The sequence below is a fragment of the Holdemania massiliensis AP2 genome, assembly GCF_000327285.1.
In the GTDB taxonomy this organism is placed as follows: Bacteria; Bacillota_I; Bacilli_A; order Erysipelotrichales; family Erysipelotrichaceae; genus Holdemania; species Holdemania massiliensis.
In genome coordinates, this window is sequence record NZ_HE998569.1 from 279,723 (window position 1) to 299,223 (window position 19,501).

The 19,501-nt window shown below is 46.7% G+C and carries 16 protein-coding genes; 14 read left to right on the forward strand and 2 right to left on the reverse strand.

Features of this window, described 5'->3' with window-relative positions; all coding sequences use genetic code 11:
- The first annotated feature begins 24 nt into the window (after positions 1-24).
- Both BN162_RS13705 and BN162_RS13710 read left to right on the forward strand, forming a co-directional pair.
- Entirely contained in the window at positions 25-1,215 is a 1,191-nt protein-coding gene (locus BN162_RS13705; RefSeq protein ID WP_020225678.1) for a hypothetical protein, read from the forward strand.
- A 193-nt stretch (positions 1,216-1,408) separates the two neighbouring features.
- Positions 1,409-2,857 carry a glycoside hydrolase family 1 protein gene (locus BN162_RS13710; RefSeq protein WP_020225679.1) on the forward strand — a complete coding sequence of 483 codons (1,449 nt, stop codon included), beginning with the start codon at positions 1,409-1,411 and terminating at the stop codon, positions 2,855-2,857.
- Positions 2,858-2,912: 55 nt separating this feature from the next.
- Here the strand turns inward: BN162_RS13710 and BN162_RS13715 are convergent, their stop codons facing one another.
- Entirely contained in the window at positions 2,913-3,710 is a 798-nt protein-coding gene (locus BN162_RS13715) for a MurR/RpiR family transcriptional regulator (protein ID WP_020225680.1), read from the reverse strand.
- Positions 3,707-4,501, reverse strand: a complete 795-nt coding sequence (locus tag BN162_RS13720; RefSeq protein ID WP_020225681.1) for a MurR/RpiR family transcriptional regulator — start codon at positions 4,499-4,501, stop codon at positions 3,707-3,709. The genes BN162_RS13715 and BN162_RS13720 overlap by 4 nt, the downstream gene beginning before the upstream one ends.
- A gap of 191 nt (positions 4,502-4,692) precedes the next feature.
- Here BN162_RS13720 and BN162_RS13725 point away from each other — a divergent pair, with 191 nt between their 5' ends.
- The 12 genes from BN162_RS13725 (at position 4,693) to BN162_RS13780 (ending at position 19,494) form a co-directional block, all read left to right on the forward strand.
- The gene (locus BN162_RS13725; protein WP_020225682.1) at positions 4,693-5,994 is read left to right on the forward strand and encodes a PTS sugar transporter subunit IIC; all 1,302 of its coding nucleotides are present in this window, start codon (positions 4,693-4,695) and stop codon (positions 5,992-5,994) included.
- 38 nt (positions 5,995-6,032) lie between these two features.
- Positions 6,033-6,338 carry a PTS sugar transporter subunit IIB gene (locus BN162_RS13730; RefSeq protein WP_020225683.1) on the forward strand — a complete coding sequence of 102 codons (306 nt, stop codon included), beginning with the start codon at positions 6,033-6,035 and terminating at the stop codon, positions 6,336-6,338.
- Positions 6,335-6,637 (forward strand): PTS sugar transporter subunit IIA, encoded by a 303-nt coding sequence (locus BN162_RS13735; RefSeq protein WP_020225684.1) that lies wholly within the window; start codon positions 6,335-6,337, stop codon positions 6,635-6,637. The genes BN162_RS13730 and BN162_RS13735 overlap by 4 nt, the downstream gene beginning before the upstream one ends.
- Positions 6,638-6,654: 17 nt before the next feature.
- Positions 6,655-8,094 carry a glycoside hydrolase family 1 protein gene (locus tag BN162_RS13740; RefSeq protein ID WP_020225685.1) on the forward strand — a complete coding sequence of 480 codons (1,440 nt, stop codon included), beginning with the start codon at positions 6,655-6,657 and terminating at the stop codon, positions 8,092-8,094.
- 30 nt (positions 8,095-8,124) lie between these two features.
- Positions 8,125-9,600, forward strand: coding sequence for a sulfatase family protein (locus BN162_RS13745; protein WP_020225686.1), 1,476 nt, complete (start codon positions 8,125-8,127; stop codon positions 9,598-9,600).
- Positions 9,601-9,881: 281 nt separating this feature from the next.
- Positions 9,882-10,739, forward strand: coding sequence for a Cof-type HAD-IIB family hydrolase (locus BN162_RS13750; RefSeq protein WP_020225687.1), 858 nt, complete (start codon positions 9,882-9,884; stop codon positions 10,737-10,739).
- Positions 10,740-11,093: 354 nt separating this feature from the next.
- On the forward strand, positions 11,094-11,915 hold the full coding sequence (locus tag BN162_RS13755; RefSeq protein ID WP_020225688.1) for a PRD domain-containing protein: 822 nt from the start codon (positions 11,094-11,096) through the stop codon (positions 11,913-11,915).
- A 78-nt stretch (positions 11,916-11,993) separates the two neighbouring features.
- Entirely contained in the window at positions 11,994-13,385 is a 1,392-nt protein-coding gene (locus tag BN162_RS13760; RefSeq protein WP_020225689.1) for a PTS transporter subunit EIIC, read from the forward strand.
- A gap of 19 nt (positions 13,386-13,404) precedes the next feature.
- Positions 13,405-14,847, forward strand: a complete 1,443-nt coding sequence (locus BN162_RS13765) for a M81 family metallopeptidase (protein ID WP_020225690.1) — start codon at positions 13,405-13,407, stop codon at positions 14,845-14,847.
- Between the two features lie 157 nt (positions 14,848-15,004).
- Positions 15,005-16,450 carry a M81 family metallopeptidase gene (locus BN162_RS13770; protein WP_020225691.1) on the forward strand — a complete coding sequence of 482 codons (1,446 nt, stop codon included), beginning with the start codon at positions 15,005-15,007 and terminating at the stop codon, positions 16,448-16,450.
- Positions 16,451-16,568: 118 nt separating this feature from the next.
- Positions 16,569-18,020 (forward strand): M81 family metallopeptidase, encoded by a 1,452-nt coding sequence (locus BN162_RS13775; RefSeq protein WP_020225692.1) that lies wholly within the window; start codon positions 16,569-16,571, stop codon positions 18,018-18,020.
- A gap of 10 nt (positions 18,021-18,030) precedes the next feature.
- The gene (locus BN162_RS13780) at positions 18,031-19,494 is read left to right on the forward strand and encodes a M81 family metallopeptidase (protein WP_020225693.1); all 1,464 of its coding nucleotides are present in this window, start codon (positions 18,031-18,033) and stop codon (positions 19,492-19,494) included.
- Positions 19,495-19,501 lie beyond the last annotated feature (7 nt).

Sequence of the window (19,501 nt, forward strand, 5' to 3'; positions counted from 1 at the left end):
GAGGGGTATAGTGAAGACCGATTCATGATCAATCAAACAGAAGCTCAGAAACAACAGGCTGGAAAAGGAACCCGCATCGCTCAGGGAGCGCGCGATGATTTATTGTTGGAAACGCTGGTCATCGAATCGGGACAGATTGTCGTGTTCTTTACTTTAGATATGATTATTGCCGAGAAAGAATTTTGTGATTACTGTAAAAGTAAAATCACGAAGGCGACCGGCTTAGAAGCCAAGCAAATCTGTATAAGCTGCATCCATACGCATAACAGTCCGCTCACCTCTCACGGAATGAATCATCATCAAAAGCCTGACAAAGAATATTGGAATCGGCTTGCTGATCAAATGATCTGTGCTTTTCAATTGGCAAGAAATCATTTACAGCCGGCCCGCGTCTTTCTGGATGAGTATAAAATAAGAGGTTATTATAACAATCGAAATCGTCCGGGAGAAGAATATTTTGATCAGTGTCTTGATTTGACCTTCAAAACAGAATCAGGAATTCCCCTTGTTCGTTTATTAAATCTGGCTTGTCATCCGTCTTTGATCGGCGTCCAGAACCGATATTTCACGAGTGATTTCTTTGGGGTAATGCGCCGCTACATTCAAGGAATCAATGGAACTCCGGTTATGATTATGAATGGGGAAGCCGGCGACGTCAGTCCCCGGCTCTTAAAAAAAGGGGTAGACTGGAATGAATGCGTAAGATATGGGGAAGGGATTGGCGCCCAGCTGATTTATCCCAATCATCCGATTGAATTAAAAACAGAAGAAGTGAAAATCAAGAAAATAACGCATTCCATTCATTATCATCCTCAGGAAAGCGATTATCTCTGGGATAAAAAGAAAGAACTGACAGAAAAACTAAAAGGTACAGATCAGCAGACCAAGGAATATGAACTGATTTCCGGTTGTTTTCTGTATGATATCGAAGAGAAATTATCGCATGATGAGCTTCGCTATGAAGGGGACTGCTTCATTTATGAATTTGGCGGATTTCGCATGGTCACCGTGCCTTGTGAGATAGACAGTGTATTGGGAAAGAAATTACGGAATCACGATTCAACGCCCACGATTTTACAGGCTTATTCCAATGGATTTTTATATTATGCCGTCAATCAGGAAGAATACGGTAAAGTTTTTGAATCCTATGTGACTTATTTTCCAAGGGGAAGTGCTGATTCCATGGTGGAAAAGATGATTTCTCGTTATGAATGAACCGAAAGTAGCTTCGGGCTTGACTGAACTGAAGCAGGAATAACAATCCTGCAACGATAATCACCGATCAACTCTCTGCAGGGCATCCGCAGCACGTTAAGCTGCGGATGTTTTATGTTGGAGGTTGCAGAATAGGGTACCCATTCAGTTATAAGCGGATGGTAAGATAAAGGAAATAAAGGAGGCTGAAAGAATGAGTCATGAATTTCCAAAAGGTTTTCTGTGGGGCGGGGCGACATCCGCGGCACAAGTAGAAGGGGGTTTTGCGGAAGGCGGGCGCGGGCCTTCCCATTTGGACTATCTGCAGTACAGGGCCCCATCTCAGCGGCAGGGACGCAGTCTGATGCAGATCACAGAGGAAGAATATTGGGACAACAAGAAGCATGCGGATCAAAGGAATCTGGCATTCCGCCGAGGCAGCGATTTTGTCCATCATGTGGAAGAAGATATCCGGTATTTCGGTGAAATGGGATTCAAGACCTACCGCATGTCGATTTCCTGGTCGCGCTTGTTTCCGACGGGGACCGAAAGTGAACCGCTGGCAGAGGGCGTCGCTTTCTATCATCAGGTCTTCCAAACCTGTCATCGTTACGGCATCGAACCGTTGGTGACAATGATCCATTACGATATTCCGGCCTATCTCACGGAAACGCTCAACGGCTGGGAAAATCCCAAGGTGATTGATTACTTTCTGCGGTATGCACGCTTTCTGATTGATGAATACAAACAGGAGGTCAAATATTGGCTGACGTTCAACGAGATCAATATGATCTGCTGGAGTCCGTATTTAGGCGGCGGGATGTTTGTGGAAAAGAGCCGGCGGAATCGTTTGTCCTGCATCCACCAGGCGCTGCATCATCAATTCATCGCCAGCGCGCTGACGGTCAGTTATGCTCATGAAACTGCGCCGGGACTGATGATGGGAAATATGACGCAGCGGTCTCAGTTTTATCCGCTTACCTGCAAGCCGGACGATGTTTTGCTGACGTTAAAGAGCGATCAGTTTAATCTGTTTTTTAACGATGTGATGGTGTTTGGCGAATATCCGTATTTCATCAAAAAATACTATGCCGACCACGACATTCACATCAATCCCGTTGAAAACTTTGAAGCCATTCTAAAAGCGGGGACGGTCGATTTCATCTCCTTCAGCTATTACTTCACCAGTGTGGTCAACAGCGAGCTGCAGGAACCGGTGGAGAATTTTGTGAAGCAGCAGAAAAATCCTTATTTAAAAGATTCGGAGTGGGGGTGGACGATTGATCCGACCGGTCTGCGGATCGCCTTGAACCAGTTGTATGACCGCTATCACAAGCCTTGTTTTGTCACGGAAAACGGCTTGGGCGCCCGGGATGAAATCAGTCCTGACGGCAAGATCCATGATGCTTACCGAATTGCCTATCTCAGAGATCATATCCGCGCGATGCAGGAAGCGATTGAGGATGGCGTTGAACTGCTGGGCTATACGATTTGGGGCTGTCTTGATCTTGTCAGTATGAGTGATATTCAGATGAGCAAGCGCTACGGGATGATCTATGTCGATGCCGATGATGAAGGCAACGGAACATACCGGCGGCGGAAGAAAGATTCCTTTGACTGGTATAAAAAAGTGATCGCCTCCAATGGAAGCGATCTGGATTAAAGCACAGAAAGTTTTGATTCAGGCAATCAGCCGTCCGTTCTGCGGGCGGCTTTCGTTAGTTTTCAGGATGACCGTAGCGGCGGGAATACAGGCTGTAAAGATTATCGAAAAAATAACTGACGCCGTATTTGGCGTAGGCGGTTTTGACAAGGTGACAGTCTTGGGAGCTGATCGTGATCACCTGATCGTAAGGCGTTCGGATTTCACGCTGATGTGAAGCGGTGATGAGAATTTTTTCACCCGGAAGTCCGGCAATCAGCGTCTGATATGCCTGTGCGAAACGTCCCATCGCGGAAACGACGAGAATCAGGTCTTCATCCTTCAAGAGCTTCAGCCGTTCATTTTCCAAAGGCGAAGCGATCACATGAAGCCGTTTGCGGCACAGGATCATCGGTCTTTGGAAATCCTGCAGCGCCGATAGCGAAGAATAAGAAGAAAGCAGGCAGACAGTCGGAGCTTGGTGAATTTTACCGGCCAGCTGAAGCAAAAGCGCATCGGGGACGATCGTGTTCATATCGGCGATCATGTCCACGATCTGCCGGCTTAAAATCTCACGGAAATCCGGTTTTTGCGAAAGCGATGTGAAATAGGTATAGCAGTCTGTTTCATGATGAGAAGAACGCTTCAAATCACGGAAGTTGGCATACCCCAGCTTGATGCAGAAGCGGTGAATGCTGCTGCGGGGAACCTGGCAGGCTTCGGCAAACGCATAGATGTTCAGCGCATCCAGCTCATGATAATGATCCAAAAGATAGTCTGCGAGCACTGTATCGACGCTGGAAAGCGCATGATCGTTGACGATGGAACATAGCCGGCTGGCTAAACTCAGCCCATACAGATCGGGATTTTTCATCGCGGGGAATTCGATTCCTTGTTTTCCTCAATTAAAATCTGCTCGCTGATATAGGAAACCAGGATTTCAATGAAAATGTGGAAGACTGCCTGTTCATCCAAAAAGACACCTTTGACCTTGACGTTGGGCAGCAGGATGAAATGGGATGCGTATTTTTTATATTGTGTGTTCGGATTCATCGTCAACACAACAACGGTCTTCTTGGTATCATGACAAGTTTTGATATAGGCGTTGAGCGGTGTCGATTGATTGCCGCGGACCGTGAAGAAAAAGAAAATTTCATTATCAGCGGAAGAAGAAGCGAGGACATTCATCATCAGGGTGTCCGTGACCGCTTCCGATTCAATGTCGATGTTAATCAGCCGATATTTGAACTGCATCGCTGTAAATCCAGAACGATTATATCCGCACAAGCGGATTTTTTTAGCTTCAATCACTTTTTTTGCCAACAGGATAAAATCACTTTCGTTCAGATATTGACGGATATTGCCGATGGCCAGCGTATAGGCGTCAAGAATATAGTCAAATTTGCTTTCATGCACTTCTTCTGGCACGCTGCTGTGGCCGACAATGGAGAAATCATATTTGAATTCGGAATAACCCGAGTAGCCCAGTTTTTTCGCAAAGCGTAAAATCGCCGATTTGGAAACATGGCATTTCTCAGCCAAATCGACGATCGTCGAGGCGTCGCGGATGATGACCCAATAATCATCCTTGATGCAATTGTAAATCAGTTCGTCACTTTTTGTGAAAGTCGGCTTGGCCGCATTAATTCGTTCGATAATATTCATGGCCTTATTATAGCACAAAGAAACAGGAAGACATTGGAAAATCGAGAAATTAAGAATTTTTTCAGTTTTATGTTGATAAATTTCTCAAAGTGTGTGAGAATGAGTTTGTGGAAATATTTGCAAATAGAACACGTCCATTTTTAGACCCGTTATGAAAGGAGGATGTAGATTTTCGATCTACAAAATGAGGTATGCAGAAAATAATGGGGTTCTTGGAAAAGCCGTTGGGAAAGTTCTCTGCTTTTATTCAAAACAATAATTACACATCAGCGATTGTCAGGGGGATCACGATTTCGATTCCGGTGACGATCGTCGGAGGCTTGGCAACGTTAATCACCGCAGCCCCGGATCCGGCAATTCTTGGTGAAGGGAATTTCTTCTATGGTGTGCTTGTGCTGTGGCAAAGCTTAGCGCAGGGCAGTTTGGGTACTTTTGCGGCGCTGGTCAACAACGTGACGATGAATATGCTTTCCGTCTACTGTCTGTTGGCGATCACGTACAATCTGGCGGAGTCCTATAAGCTGGATAAGATGACCTCGTGCATGACGTCAGCCGTCTTGTTCTTTATGATCGGCTGCAGCTTTGAGGGTGGAATTTCGATGGGCTTTTTAGGCGGACGCGGCTTATTTTTCGCGATGTTCGTAGCGTGCTTATCGGTGTTCATCACGCAGTTCTTGTTTAAGAAAAATATCAAGATCACGCTGCCGGATTCTGTTCCGCCGAACGTTTCCGCTCCGTTTGAACAGCTGATTCCGTTGGTCATCAACGTGATTGTCTTCTATCTGCTCAACGTTCTGTGCCTGAAAGCGACCGGTGTCATCATTCCGGACTTCATCCTGAACGTCTTCAAGCCGTTATTGAGCGCTTCCGATACATTACCGGCGATGTTGATCTATGTTTTCCTGCTCAATGCCCTGTGGGTGATCGGCGTCAACGGCGGCAATATCGTCAATTCCGTCATGAGCTCAGTGCTGTTAATGAATCTGGCAGAAAACGCGGCTGCGCATGCGGCGGGGGAGGAAATGGCGCATATCTTCTGTTATTCGCCTAATAATGCAATTATGAATACCGGCGGCAGCGGAGCTGCACTGGCGTTGGTTATTGCTGCGCTGATCGTCGCGAAATCGGATCATTTGAAAGCGATCACGCGATTGGGCGGAGCGGGAACGATCTTCAATATCAGCGAACCGATTGTCTACGGCTATCCGATCGTTCTCAACAGCTATCTGTTCATTCCGTTCATCTTTGTTCCGATGATCAACACGACAATTTTCTACTTCTTAATGAGCACGAACATCATTGGCAAGATGTTCATCAATGTGCCGTGGGTTCTCCCGTCCCCAATCCAGCTGGCATTAGCGACGTTAGACTGGAAGGCGGCGGCGGTCTGGATCTTATTGATCGCATTGGATGTAATTTTGTATCTGCCATTTGTTAAAATGTACGACAAACAGCTGTTGAAGGAACAAGGGCAGCTGGAAGCGAAGAATTAAATGATTGGCAGGGATGCCTGGAAATGGGAGGTATATTGATGAAACATATATTATTGGTCTGCGCCAGCGGAATGTCGACAAGCTTGATGGTCAAACGTATGCAGGCGGCCGCTGAGGAACAAGGCTTTGAATGCACGATTGAAGCGGTGGGCAACGCTTATGTAAGAGAAAAACGGGGAACAATTGATCTTCTGATGGTTGGTCCGCAGCTGCGGTTCAGCTACGACGCCTTGGTAAAGGATTTCCCAGAGATTCCGGTTGTTCTGATTGATATGCTCGCTTATGGCAAAATCGACGGCAAAAAAGTGCTGGAAGAGGCGAAGAAAGCGATGGGCGTACAATGACGGCAGAACAATTGGAAGAGATCTGTTTTCAGATCATTACCTATGCCGGAGAAGCCCGTTCCTGTTTCATTGAAGCGCTAAGACATGCGAAGGATGCGGATAAGACGAAGGCTAGGGCGTTGTTGGCGGAAGGGAATCAGCATCTGATTGAGGCGGAGAAAGTCCATATGCAGCTGATCCAGCGGGAAGCCAATGATGAACCGGTCGAAATCAAAATGATCTTGATGCATGCGGAAGATCTCATGATGTCGGCGGACACCATTCATATCTTGATTGAAGAACTGATCCCTTTGCTTTGAGAGAAGGAGGCTGAATGATGATTGAGAAAAAGTTTGGCGAACACTTTCAATGGGGCGGCGGTTTTGCGGCCAATCAGATGGAAGGCGCTTATCTTGAAGGCGGAAAAGGTCTATGTCTTGCGGATATCAATGAATTTCTGAGCGATGTAGCAATAGATAAGAAAAATAATGAAGAAATAACGACGGCGTATATTGCAAACGCAGTCAAAGAGAATTCCAGGAATTTTCCCAAACGCCGGGGAATCGACTTTTATCACCGCTATGCTGAAGATCTGAAACTTCTGGGAAAAGACGGATTAGGATTGAATGCTTTCCGGACTTCGATCAACTGGGCGCGGATTTTTCCCAACGGAGATGATGAAAAGCCGAATGAAGAAGGCTTAAGGTTCTATGACCGATTAATTGATGAGATTCTGGCCAACGGGATGGAACCGATGATCACGATGTCGCACTATGAGATGCCGCTGAACCTGACGCTGAAATACACGGGCTGGTATTCCAAGGAAACGATTGGGTTTTTTGAGAAATACGGAAAAGTATTATTGGATCGTTATCATGATAAGGTTAAAAAATGGATCCTAGTTAATCAAATCAATCTGATCACGCATGAATCGTTTAATCATCTCGGCATTGCCGAAGATAAGGTGGAAAATCTGGCGGAAGCTAAATATCAGGGGGTCATAAATGAAATGATCGCCTGCGCGGGGATTACAGAGTATTCGCATAACCACTATCCGGATGTTGAAATCGGAATGATGCTTTGCGGAGGCCCGGCCTATCCGGCGACCTGCAAGCCGGAAGATGTGCTTGCAGCTGTGAAGCATAATCAGATGGAATATTTCTACGGCGATGTTCTGCTGCGCGGGAAAATTCCGGGCTATGCTTATCGTTTTTTTGAGGATCATGGATTCAACATTGAGGTTTCCAAGGAAGAAGCTGAAAAATTGAAGAACCACTGTGACTTTTTCAGTTTTTCGTACTATTATACGCGGTTGTGCGATCAGCAGCATTATGAAAATGGAAACGAGGGTTTTCGGAATCCGGAGCTGCCGGCAAATCCCTGGGGCTGGTCGATCGATCCCCTGGGGCTGCGGACATTTCTGAATCTGTTTTATGACCGCTATCAATGTCCGATTTATATCACTGAAAATGGCATTGGGTATGCGGACGAGCTGACGGAAGATGGTCAGATTCATGACCCTTACCGCCCTCAATTTTATCGCCAGCATATTTTGCAGATGAAGGAAGCCCTTGCGGATGGTGTGGATCTGCGCGGATATTATTTCTGGGCGCCGTTGGATATCGTCAGCTGCTCCTCCAGTGAAATGAGCAAGCGGTATGGTTTTATTTATACTGACATCGACGATGAAGGAAACGGAAGCGGAAAACGGATTCTGAAGGACTCCTATGCCTGGGCTAAAAAAGTCATCGCTTCTCAAGGCGAAGATTTAGAATAATTCTTATGATCTTGAATGGGAAAGGAATTTATGGAAAAACGGAAAAATATATTGTTTTTTATTGCGGATCAGCTGCGGGCGGACAGCTTGGGATGCATGGGAAATACCGAAGCGGCGACGCCGAATTATGACGCCTTGTCGGAAGAAGGAATTCTGTTTGAGAATGCATTCTGTCAGTCGCCGATCTGCGTTCCAAGCCGATGCAGCTTCAATACCGGCTGGTATCCGCATACAAACGGACATCGGACGATTCATTATTTCTTGGAAAAAGAAGATCCGAGTATGATGAAGTCGTTAAAAAAGAATGGATATCATGTTTATTTAATGGGAAAGTCGCATTATTTTGATCGCCAGGATGAGGCGGAAATGGCGGCAACCTGTGATCTGGAATACATTGGCTGTGAGATGAGCACGAATGCGATCCATCGAATCGGGCAGTCGGTATCGAAAGAAGAAATTTCAGCTAATCCGTATTACTATTCTTTCTATTTTGGAGAAATGTCAAAGGAAGCGGCAGCCAAAACTCAGGATGATCTGGTCATCGAGCGAACTTTGGCGATGATTCAAAATCACGAATTAAAAGAACCGTTCTGCCTTTATGTTTCGTTAAACCTTCCGCATCCGCCTTATGAGGTGGAAGAACCTTGGTTTTCCATGATTGACCGGACATCGATCAAGATTCAGACGCAGCCGATCGAACATCTGAAGGACAAGCCGAGCATTCTTTATCGGATTCGTGAAAATCAGAATCTAACAAAGTTAACGGAGAAAGATTTTCAGGAGATCAAGGCGACGTATTATGGGATGATTGCGAAATTGGATCATCAGCTTGGCCGTGTTCTCGGGGCTTTGAAAGAACAGGGCTACTATGAGGATACGCACATTCTTGCCTTTGCAGATCATGGTGATTTTACCGGCGATTATGGCTTGGTGGAAAAAACACAAAATACGTTTGAAGATTGTCTTGTTCATATTCCATGCATTATTCGTCCTGCTCAGGGCACACCGTTTCAGCCGCGAACGAGTTCATCGCTGGTCGAACTGAACGATTTGCCGCAGACCGTCGCAGAACTGCTTCACTATGAATTGGATTACACTCAGTTTGGAAAGTCGTTAACCGCTTTGTTTGAAAATGAGATGGAACTGCACGAGTATGTTTTGAGTGAAGGCGGCCGTATTCAGGGGGAGAAGCAGGCGATGGAAGGCTATACCGGAAAAGCGTCGATCTATTGGCCGCGTCTGGAGGCTCAGACGCGCATGCCTGAGCATTCTAAGGCGTTTATGGTTCGCTCTGATCAGTATAAGTATGTTTACCGTTTGTTTGAAAAGGATGAATTTTACGATCTGACAGCGGATCCTTGGGAAGAAAAGAATGTCGTTGATGATCAGCGATATCGCTTGGAAATTGCGAAGATGAAAGACTGGCTGCTGAAAAAATTAATCGAAACCACGGATAACGTGCCGATGAAAACCATGCTTCCAGGAAGAACCTATGGAGAGGAATAGAGGCTAAACCTCGGATGATTTGATCTTTTCCCTGTGAACAGTGAAGATATCAGAACAGAATGGTTTTTATTATCCCGCAGGGTATTTGATAAGCAGGTAAAATAAGATGGCTTATTGATGAATAGGTCATCTTTTATTTCCGATCATCGTTTTGATTGATTATGCAGCCCTGTTTTTTTCAAGCCGCCCGCTGTCCAACCTTTTCAAATTACTCAAAGTTGGGGTTCACTGTCAAAAAGAGTGTGCTATAATCTAAATCAAAATGGTAGGGGGAGATAGGTGTGGAACGATCGACACGATTGGTGATTTGTGATGTAGACGGGACTTTAGTCGGCAACAATCGAATGCTGAGCCCAGCCGCGCGGCAGGTAATTGACCAGCTTCGCCAACAAGGCATATATTTTGGAATAGCTTCAGGCAGACCGGTCAGCGAAGTTGAAACGCTTTTAGAACGATGGCAGATTCAGGAGCCTTTCGACGTCGTTATCGGGATGAATGGCGCGGAGTTATGGGACGGTATTCATGGGGATTTTTCCGATTACTTTAAATTGAAACCGGAATGGATCAAAGAAATTATGGAACTGATGGCACCCTTTGATCTGAATGCCTGTATTTACAAGGATGAGGGAATGCTTTGTCAAAGAGAAGATGAGATGACGCTTCAGTCCGTTCGGCGCAGCGGGAAGAAAATCCAGATAGCGCAGAGCAATGAAGAATTTTATGCGCAGGCTAATGCTAAAATCATGTTCAGAACGACACCGGATCGGCTGGACGCGGCTGAAAAATATGCCAAAGAACATCCTTCATCTTTTTATAAAGCTTTCCGAACCGGACCGTTTATTCTTGAGTTTGCCGATCGGCGGATCTCAAAAGCCTACGCGCTGAAGAAATTTTGTGAAAAGCATCATTTTCAGATGGAGGAAGTATTGGCTTTTGGTGATACTTCCAACGACAATGAAATGCTCAAGGCCAGCGGATGGGGTGTCTGCTTATGCAACGGCAGTGAAGATACCAAAGCCGCAGCCAATGCCATTACGGAGAAAAGCAACAATGAAGATGGTTTTGCTTGGTACATGAAGCAGCACTTTTTTAACGGCGGGATCGAGGAAAGTCAATTAAAATACGATCTTCATGGCTGAGTCATCAGTTGGAATTTCCTGATTCTGAGAAAATAAAACTTTGATTAATAACGGTAAAAATGATTACATTCACCTGTATAAAAGGAAGAAAGTGGAATTTAACAAAATTTCTGTTCTGTGTTGACAACGCTTACATCCTCTGCTAGAATGAAATCAACAAGTAAATATTGGGACTGTCACTCTTTCGAGGCATAACCTAAATAAGCGATTATTTTGTGTGTGCCGAGGAAGAGTTTTTTTGTTTGTTGTGCCGGAAAATTTTAAGTTCAGAAGTGAGTTGGAAGATCTGAAACAGAAAGTGAAATCAACAGTAAGGGAATAACAAAGTACGATTATTTCAGAAAAGGGTAAATGATGATGAAAATTATTAGAAAAATCAATAACAATTACGCTTTAGCACGAAAACGCGACGGTGAAGTGGTTGTCGTAGCTGGCCGCGGAATCGGCTTCGGAACCATTCCTCGCTATGTGACCGATGAATCGCAGATTGAAAAAATATACAGCGGTGTAGACCGAAACTATATCGAACAAATGGGAGAAATGCCGGAGAATATTCTTAAACTCTCAGAAAAAATCGTAGCCTATGCGAAGAAAAATCTGACGAAAAAGTTTTCTAAAAACTTTGTATTTACACTGGCAGATCACATTGAATTTACGATTGAACGCATTGCACAGAACATGATCTTTGATTTCAAAGGTTATTATGACTTTAAATACTTATATCCGCGGGAAGTCGAAATTTCCAAATACGCGATGAAAATGATTGAAGAAGAATTAAAAATCAAGCTTCCTGAATCAGAATTGGGCGGCTTTGTTATGAATATTGTCAATTCTGAACTGAAGCCATCAGGCAACGATGAAGATGTTAACTTCTCACCGCTGATCAGTCAGATTACAGTCATTATTGAAAAATATTTCAACCTTGAAATCAACCGCGATTCGTTTAATTATTCCCGGTTTGCAACACACATGATCTATTTGCTGAGACGTTTGAAGGATGGCAAAAAGACCTCGGATGACAACCGCCGGATTTATGAAAAACTGTTGGAAGAATATCCCGACACCTATCGTTGTGTCGATGAAATCGCCCGTTTCCTTGAACAGAACATCCAGTCCAAACTCGATGAAAATGAAATGCTGTACCTGATCCTGCACGTCAACCGCCTTTGTTCTTAGCCATGGATCCCAGGTCATCAACAGAGTAAGAGCGCGCCTTATTCCTGTTATGAAATATTGCTAAAGGAGGATTTTGAGATGGGAAAATATGCTGAATTTTCTCAAAAAGTTTTAGAAAACGTCGGGGGATTGGACAATATTACCTTTGTTGCCCATTGTGCCACAAGACTACGGATTAGCTATGCCGACGGCAGTAAAATCAACGAAGCAGCGATTAAGGCGCTCCCGGAATGTGCGGGAATTGTAAAAAAAGCCAATCAGCTTCAGATTATTATTGGTCCGCAGGTACCGGATGCTTACTACGATTTTCTGGAAGTTTCCGGTTGGAAAGAAGGCATGAATGAAAATGCCGTCAATGTTCCAAAAGAGAAAAAGTCAATTCTGGATTTGATTGCCGATTTCTTCCCGCCGATCTTCATGCCGATTATGCCGGCACTGGTCGTTGGCGGTATGGTTTTAGCCATTCGTACATTATGCGTCAACTATTTCGGTCTGGATGTTTCCAGCGGAACAGCCCAATTGTTAACCTGTTTCTTCAATGCCGGATTTGAATTCCTGCCGATCTACATTGGTTACTCGTATGCGCAGAAACTGAAGCTGCAGCCAATTCTCGGCATGTTCTTGGGCGGGGTTCTGGTCTGCTCACGTTATCAAAGCGGAGTGGTTACTGATTTTTTAGGACTGCCGATTGAACAGGTCAGCTATTCCTCAACGATTATTCCGGTCATCTTAGGTACGACATTGATTTACTTCCTGGATAAATACCTGAAGAAAATCATTCCCAACGCCGTTATTTACTTCGTAAAACCAGTAGTAACGATGCTGATTGTTGTCCCGGTTACATTCTTATGGCTTGGCCCGTTAGGCACATGGCTGAGTACTTACATCGGTTATTTTGTCACCTTCTTAATGGACACGCTGGGTGTCTTTGCCCTGCCGATCCTGTGTGCACTGTGTCCATACTTCGTCATGTTTGGTGTGGATAAAGCACTTTCCCCACTGGGAATTGAACTGCTTGCTACTTTGGGTTACAACAACATCACAGCTCCGCAGAACTTCATTTCCAACATTGGCGTCGGTGCGGTAGCTTTGGCCATCGCCTATTCCGCCGTTGTCCGCAAAGACAAAGTTAAGCGCGGCATGATCGTGTCCACAGCCATCACAGCGCTGTGCGGCGTTACTGAACCTGCATTCTACGGGTCACTGATCTCACTGAAAGAAGCTTTAATCGGACATGCGATCGGGACGGTGATCGGCGGCTTTGTCGGTGCCCTGTTTGGCTTAAGAACCTACATTTCCGCTTCCTGCCCAGGCTTCTTAACTTTCCTGTCATTTATCAATCCGGAAACCGGAAGTCTGCAGATGGTCTGGTATGCAGCGATTACGGCAGCGGTTACGGTTGTAGCCTGCTTTATGGCAACTTCGATTTTAATCAAGCGTTCCGAAAGCAAGAAAGCGATTGCCGGATAAACCAGAAAGAAGGAAAACGATGAAAGTATTAGTCGGACTGTTCAACGCGGAATGCAATGCGAATATTCCCCTCACCAGTGATTTAAGTGACTTTGATCTGGCGTTTAAAGATCAGGTCATCGAGAAGATGTATGTCCGCGAGATCTACGATCAGGCTGGGGTGGAGATCATTCCGGCGGTCTATGCCAATGCCGGGGCAACCGGGATTGTGGAAAAATCAGCATTTGAATCAATTGAAAACAGTTTTCTGGCTGTCATTCAAAAACATCTGCATGAATTGGACGGGATTTATCTGCATCTGCATGGCGCCAGCTATGTGGAAGAGATCGGCAGCGGTGATCATCATCTGTTAAGCATGATTCGCCGGCTTGTCGGCCCGTATCTGCCGATTGCGGTTTCTTGTGATCCGCATGGCAATCTGACCCAAGAGTATGCCGAGGCGATTCAGATTCTGCGCAGTTTTCGGGAATCACCGCATACGGACAACGTTGATACTTATCGAAAAGTTTCGCAGATGCTTTGCGATTTCATCCGTCAACGTCAGACGATTCATTCCGTTTACCGCAAACTGCCGTTGATTTTAGGCGGCGAACAGTCGGTATCGGCAGATGAGCCGGTGCGGTCGATCAATCAGTTTATGGATCAGATGGAAGAAGATCCGCGGATTTTGAGTGCTTCCTGGCATGTCGGCTATCTGCGGCATGATTGTCCGGAAGCGGGCTGCGGCATCGTTGTTGTCCCGAAAACTGAGGCGGATCAGGCATATGCGGAAACGAAGGCGGATGAGCTGGCCGATTACGTTTGGCAGCGCCGGCGGGAGTTTCATTATACGGGACTCACGGCTCAGCCAGAGGAAGCGCTGCAGATGGCATTGGATTTCGCAGGCCGTCCGGTGGTTATCACGGACTCCGGAGATAACATGACTTCCGGCGCCGCCGGTTGGAATACCTTTATTTTAAGACAATGCCTGGCAATTCCGAATTTAAAGAAAAGCATTCTGTTTGCACCGATTGTCGATCCGAAGGCTTACGCCCATCTGAAAGATCACAAAGTCGGACAGACCGAAACAATCGATTTGGGAATGCTGCGTGATGAACTGTCTGAAAGCGTCAGCTTGAAAGTCACAATTCGTCAGTTCAGTCAGATCTGTAAGTTTACCAATGGGATTTATGAGCGGGAAATGACTGAATGCGTCCTGGTGCATCTGGAAGGCACAACCATCGATGTGCTGATTGCCAATCTTTCCTACGCCGTGATCAACCGTTACCAGCTGGAATATCTGGGTCTGGATTGGCGTCAATATGACATGACCGTCTTGAAGCAAGGCTATATCTTCCCGGATTTCAAAGCCGACGCGCAGTTCTATGTCATGTCGCTGACCGGCGGGGCAACGCCGCAGGATACAAAGAATATTCCGTTTAAACTGATTCAGCGTCCGATGTATCCGATTGATGAAATTTAACTGAAAGAAAAGGCGGCGGTCCTCCCTTTTCCGCTGCCCTTCCTTTCCATCATTCGGATCCGTCACTGCTTCGGATCTTTAAAAAAGGTTCTGTTGGCTTCCATGCGAACCGATGAGAACCTGTTCACAATTTTGAGCGAATGAAGGAGGGCTTTGTATGAAGATTTTAGTCGGTGAATTTGTTTCTGAAACTAACGAAAATATACCGCAGCGCTGCCGTATCAATAACTATGTGATCGCCTTTGACGATCAGTGCATTCAAAATCTGAACATCAGTGAAGTGTATGAATCGGAAAATGCGGAAATGATTCCGACCATTTATGCCAACGGTGCCAGCGGTGGATTGATTACGCCGGAAACGTTTGCCTATATCGAAACTTCGCTGCTGAATGAAGTAAAAAAACATCTGAATGAAATCGATGGGATCTTCCTGATGCTTCATGGCGCCAGTAAGGTTGAGGGCCTGGGCAGCGGGGACCATCATATTATTCAGGAGGTGCGCAAGCTGGTTGGCCCGTATTTGCCGATTGCTGTCGCCTGTGACCCGCATGGCAATCTGACTCAGGAATATGTTGAGTCACTGCAGATTATCCGCAGTTATCGCCAGTCACCGCATACCGATGCCAATGAAACACTGCGCATCGTTTCAAAAATGTTGATCGATCTGGTCCGCTCACGTCAGAATATACACGCTGTCTACCGCAAGCTGCCATTAATCTTAGGTGGGGAACAATCCGTGTCCACAGATGAACCGGTGCTTTCCATCAATCGATATATGGACGAATTGGAACAGGATCCGCGGATCTTAAGCGCTTCTTGGCATGTTGGTTATCTGCGGCATGATTGTCCGGAAGCCGGATGCGGGATTGTCGTCGTACCGGCTTCTGAAGCGGATCAGGACTATGCAGAAACGATGGCTGATCAGCTGGCAGATTATGTCTGGCAGCGGCGTCATGAGTTCCACTATACAGGCTTGACGGCAGAACCGGAAGAAGCGCTGGAAATGGCGCTGAACTATGACGGCAAACCAGTTGTCATTACGGATTCCGGCGATAATACCACATCGGGGGCTACGGGCTGGAATACGTTTGTGCTGCGTCAGGTACTGGCTGAAAAGAACTTGAAAAAGCAGGTGCTGTTCGCAACAATTTGTGATCCGAAAACATTTAATCAGCTTCAGAAGTTGTCAGTCGGAGATTCTGCCGCAATTCGTTTAGGAATGGATTATGACGAATTATCGAAAGCGGTTGACCTGGAAGTGGTCGTTAAAGCGAAAGGCCCGATCACCGGGTTTATGATGCACAACATTCCGGGAACGGTGTATGGCGAAACGATCAGCGTGACGGTCAAAAACAGCCCGATCACGATCATGATCGCTACGACCAGCTATGCGATCTGTGAAATTCATCAGTTTGCCGATGCCGGTCTGAACTTTGATGATTATGACGTTATCATCGTTAAACAGGGCTATATTTTCCCAGAACTGAAGGCCGCGGCGAAATTTTATGTGATGTCGCTGACCGACGGAGCGACGCTGCAGGATACACGCCGATTGACCTATAAGCAGATCATGCGGCCGATGTATCCGATCGACGAGATCTGACGGTTTTCCACAACTCCCATCATTGAAGCTTATGAAGAAAACAGCCTGGTCTGACGGACATCGTTCATAAGACCCGGCTGTTGTTTTATTCAGATAGAAAGAATAGGTGAGGTGTAGTATGAAAGTCTTGATCGGACATTTTACGACAGAAGCCAATGCTCATATCCCGATGAAAAACAATCTGTCCCATTATGAACTGGCCTTCGGCGAGGAATTAATCGAACGCATGAAGGTAAGGGAAGTCTTTGAGCAAGCTGGGATTGAAATCATCCCTTCGATTTATGCCGGCGGCGGACCTTCCGGGGTCATCGAAAAAGAAACTTTTCTGACGATTGAGAATTCGCTGCTTTCAACAATTAAAAAACATAAACACGAAATTGACGGAATTTACTTATGGCTGCATGGTGCGAGCTGGGTGGAGGACATCGGCAGCGGTGATTTTCATATCATTGCGAAAATCCGGGAACTGGTTGGGCCTTATCTGCCAATTGCTGTGTCCTGCGATCCGCATGGAAACCTGACGGAAGACTATGTTCATTCGCTGCAGATTCTGCGCAGCTTCCGCCAGTCGCCGCACACTGATATGGTTGAAACATACCGCAAAGTCGCAGCTATGTTATGCGACCTTCTGAAGAATCGGCAGCACATCCATCCCGCTTATCGCAAACTGCCGTTAATTCTGGGTGGGGAACAGTCGGTCTCGGCGGATGAACCGGTGCGCTCGATCAATGCCTATATGGATCAGCTGGAACAAGATCCGCGCATTCGCAGTGTGTCCTGGCATGTCGGCTATCTGCGCCATGACTGCCCGGAAGCGGGCTGCGGAGTAGTCGTAGTTCCGCAGACTGAGGCCGATCAGGCCTACGCGGAAGCTATTTGTGGTAAACTGGCGGATTACGTCTGGCAGCGCCGTCATGAATTTCATTATACCGGTACGACGGCTGATCCGGAAGCCGCGCTGCAGATGGCACTGAACTTTGAAGGCAAACCATTTGTCTTGACGGATTCCGGTGACAACACCACTTCCGGGGCAACCGGTTGGAATACCTTTGTCCTCAGACAATTTTTAGCTCTCCCAGAATTGAATAAAAGCGTGCTGTTTGCAGGGATCTGTGATCCTAAGACCTGTGCTGAGCTGCGGATGAAACAGATCGGCGACGCGGTTGAGGCGACATTGGGCGTGGGTGAGGATGAGCTGTCCAAACCGGTGAGGCTTGAAGGCGTGATTCAGGCCAAGGGGGATGTGATTCGCATTGCGGCATTGGGACGGGATGAGTATACGGTCATGGGACACTGTGTAAGCCTCACGTTAACCGATCGGCCGATGACGGTGATCATTACTGATCATCGGCAGGCCTATTGTCATACGCTGCAGTTTGAGCATGCTGGAATCACAGACTGGACACAGTTTGCGATTACGGTTGTGAAGCAGGGCTATATTTTTCCGGAACTGAAGGCCGCCGCTCAGGGTTATGTCATGTCGCTGACCGAGGGAGCAACGCCGCAGGATACGAAGAATATTCCATTTAAACAGATCCAGCGTCCGATGTATCCGATTGACGAGATTTAAGGGGGTAGTTATGAAAATATTAATTGGTTTTTTTGCAACAGAAGTCAATGAGCATATTCCCTGCATGACAGACTTGTCAAGTTATGATCTGGTTTTTGGCGAAAGCATTGCCGAACGCATGCAGTTGGGAGACGTTTTAAAACAGGAAGGAGCGGAGATGATTCCTTCGGTCTATGCGAAATCATCGCCCAACGGAATCATTGAAACGGCGGCTTTTGAAACGATTGAAAACAGTCTGTTGAGGGCTGTGCGCAGCCACCGCCATGAGATTGACGGCATCTATCTGCATCTGCATGGCGCCAGTTATGTGGAAGGCATTGGCAGTGGTGATTTCCACATTCTGAAGGAAGTCCGCAAGCTGGTTGGACCCTATCTTCCGATCGCGGTTTCGTGCGATCCGCATGGGAATCTGAACGAGGACTATGTTCGATCGATGCAGATTCTGCGCAGTTATCGTGAATCACCGCATACCGACATGATTGCTACCTGGCAGAAAACACTGCGGATGCTTTGTGAACTGGTGCGTCAGCGGCAAGGAATCTGCCCAGCTTATCGCAAGCTGCCGTTGATTTTAGGCGGTGAACAGTCGGTATCGGCAGATGAACCGGTGCGCTCGATCAATGCTTATATGAATCAGCTGGAACAAGATCCGCGGATCATGAGCGCGTCCTGGCACGTCGGCTATCTGCGCCATGATTGTCCGGAAGCTGGCTGTGGGGTGGTGGTTGTTCCGCAGACCGAAGCGGATCAGGCGTATGCCGATCAGATGTGCGCCCAGCTGGCCGATTTTGTCTGGCAGCGGCGCCGGGAATTTCATTATACCGGCATCACCGCTGAGCCTGAAGCCGCCTTGAAGATGGCACTGGATTTTGCCGGCAAGCCGTTTGTGCTTACGGATTCCGGGGATAACACAACCTCCGGGGCAACCGGCTGGAATACGTTCGTTCTGCGGCAGTTTCTGGCCGTGGACAAGTTAGACAAAAGAGTATTGTTCGCTGCGATTGTGGATCCGGTTTGCGTCCAGTCGCTGCTTCAGCAGAAACCAGGAGCACAGATCCCAATTCAATTGGGCATGAACGTTGACGCTCTTTCTCAAGCGGTAGAATTAAACGTCGAACTGATCGCGAAAGGGGAAGTGGTACGGACACTGTCCTTTGCCCCGGGGGAGGATGGCCTAGCTTCCAAAGCTGGCGACTGCGTGCTGGTGCGGCTGACGGAGCATCCGATTGATATCATCATTGCCAATCATAAACTCAGTTATTTTAAAACGGTTCAGTATGAACACGCCGGGGTTGAAGATTGGACACAGTACGATATCGTCGTCGTGAAGCAGGGCTATATTTTCCCAGAACTCAAGGCTGCGGCCCAAGGGTACGTGATGTCGCTGACCGACGGGGCAACGCCGCAGGATACTAAGCACATTCCGTTTAAGTTGGTACGGCGGCCGATGTTTCCGCTCGATGATATGGATTAAAAACCTT

Coding starts and splice junctions, on each gene's coding strand:
- BN162_RS13725 (WP_020225682.1), top strand. CDS start 4,693: ATGCAGAAAATAATGGGGTTCTTGGAAAAGCCGTTGGGAAAGTTCTCT.
- BN162_RS13745 (WP_020225686.1), top strand. CDS start 8,125: ATGGAAAAACGGAAAAATATATTGTTTTTTATTGCGGATCAGCTGCGG.
- BN162_RS13710 (WP_020225679.1), top strand. CDS start 1,409: ATGAGTCATGAATTTCCAAAAGGTTTTCTGTGGGGCGGGGCGACATCC.
- BN162_RS13770 (WP_020225691.1), top strand. CDS start 15,005: ATGAAGATTTTAGTCGGTGAATTTGTTTCTGAAACTAACGAAAATATA.
- BN162_RS13740 (WP_020225685.1), top strand. CDS start 6,655: ATGATTGAGAAAAAGTTTGGCGAACACTTTCAATGGGGCGGCGGTTTT.
- BN162_RS13735 (WP_020225684.1), top strand. CDS start 6,335: ATGACGGCAGAACAATTGGAAGAGATCTGTTTTCAGATCATTACCTAT.
- BN162_RS13705 (WP_020225678.1), top strand. CDS start 25: ATGATCAATCAAACAGAAGCTCAGAAACAACAGGCTGGAAAAGGAACC.
- BN162_RS13715 (WP_020225680.1), bottom strand. CDS start 3,710: ATGAAAAATCCCGATCTGTATGGGCTGAGTTTAGCCAGCCGGCTATGT.
- BN162_RS13775 (WP_020225692.1), top strand. CDS start 16,569: ATGAAAGTCTTGATCGGACATTTTACGACAGAAGCCAATGCTCATATC.
- BN162_RS13755 (WP_020225688.1), top strand. CDS start 11,094: ATGATGAAAATTATTAGAAAAATCAATAACAATTACGCTTTAGCACGA.
- BN162_RS13730 (WP_020225683.1), top strand. CDS start 6,033: ATGAAACATATATTATTGGTCTGCGCCAGCGGAATGTCGACAAGCTTG.
- BN162_RS13760 (WP_020225689.1), top strand. CDS start 11,994: ATGGGAAAATATGCTGAATTTTCTCAAAAAGTTTTAGAAAACGTCGGG.
- BN162_RS13780 (WP_020225693.1), top strand. CDS start 18,031: ATGAAAATATTAATTGGTTTTTTTGCAACAGAAGTCAATGAGCATATT.
- BN162_RS13765 (WP_020225690.1), top strand. CDS start 13,405: ATGAAAGTATTAGTCGGACTGTTCAACGCGGAATGCAATGCGAATATT.
- BN162_RS13720 (WP_020225681.1), bottom strand. CDS start 4,501: ATGAATATTATCGAACGAATTAATGCGGCCAAGCCGACTTTCACAAAA.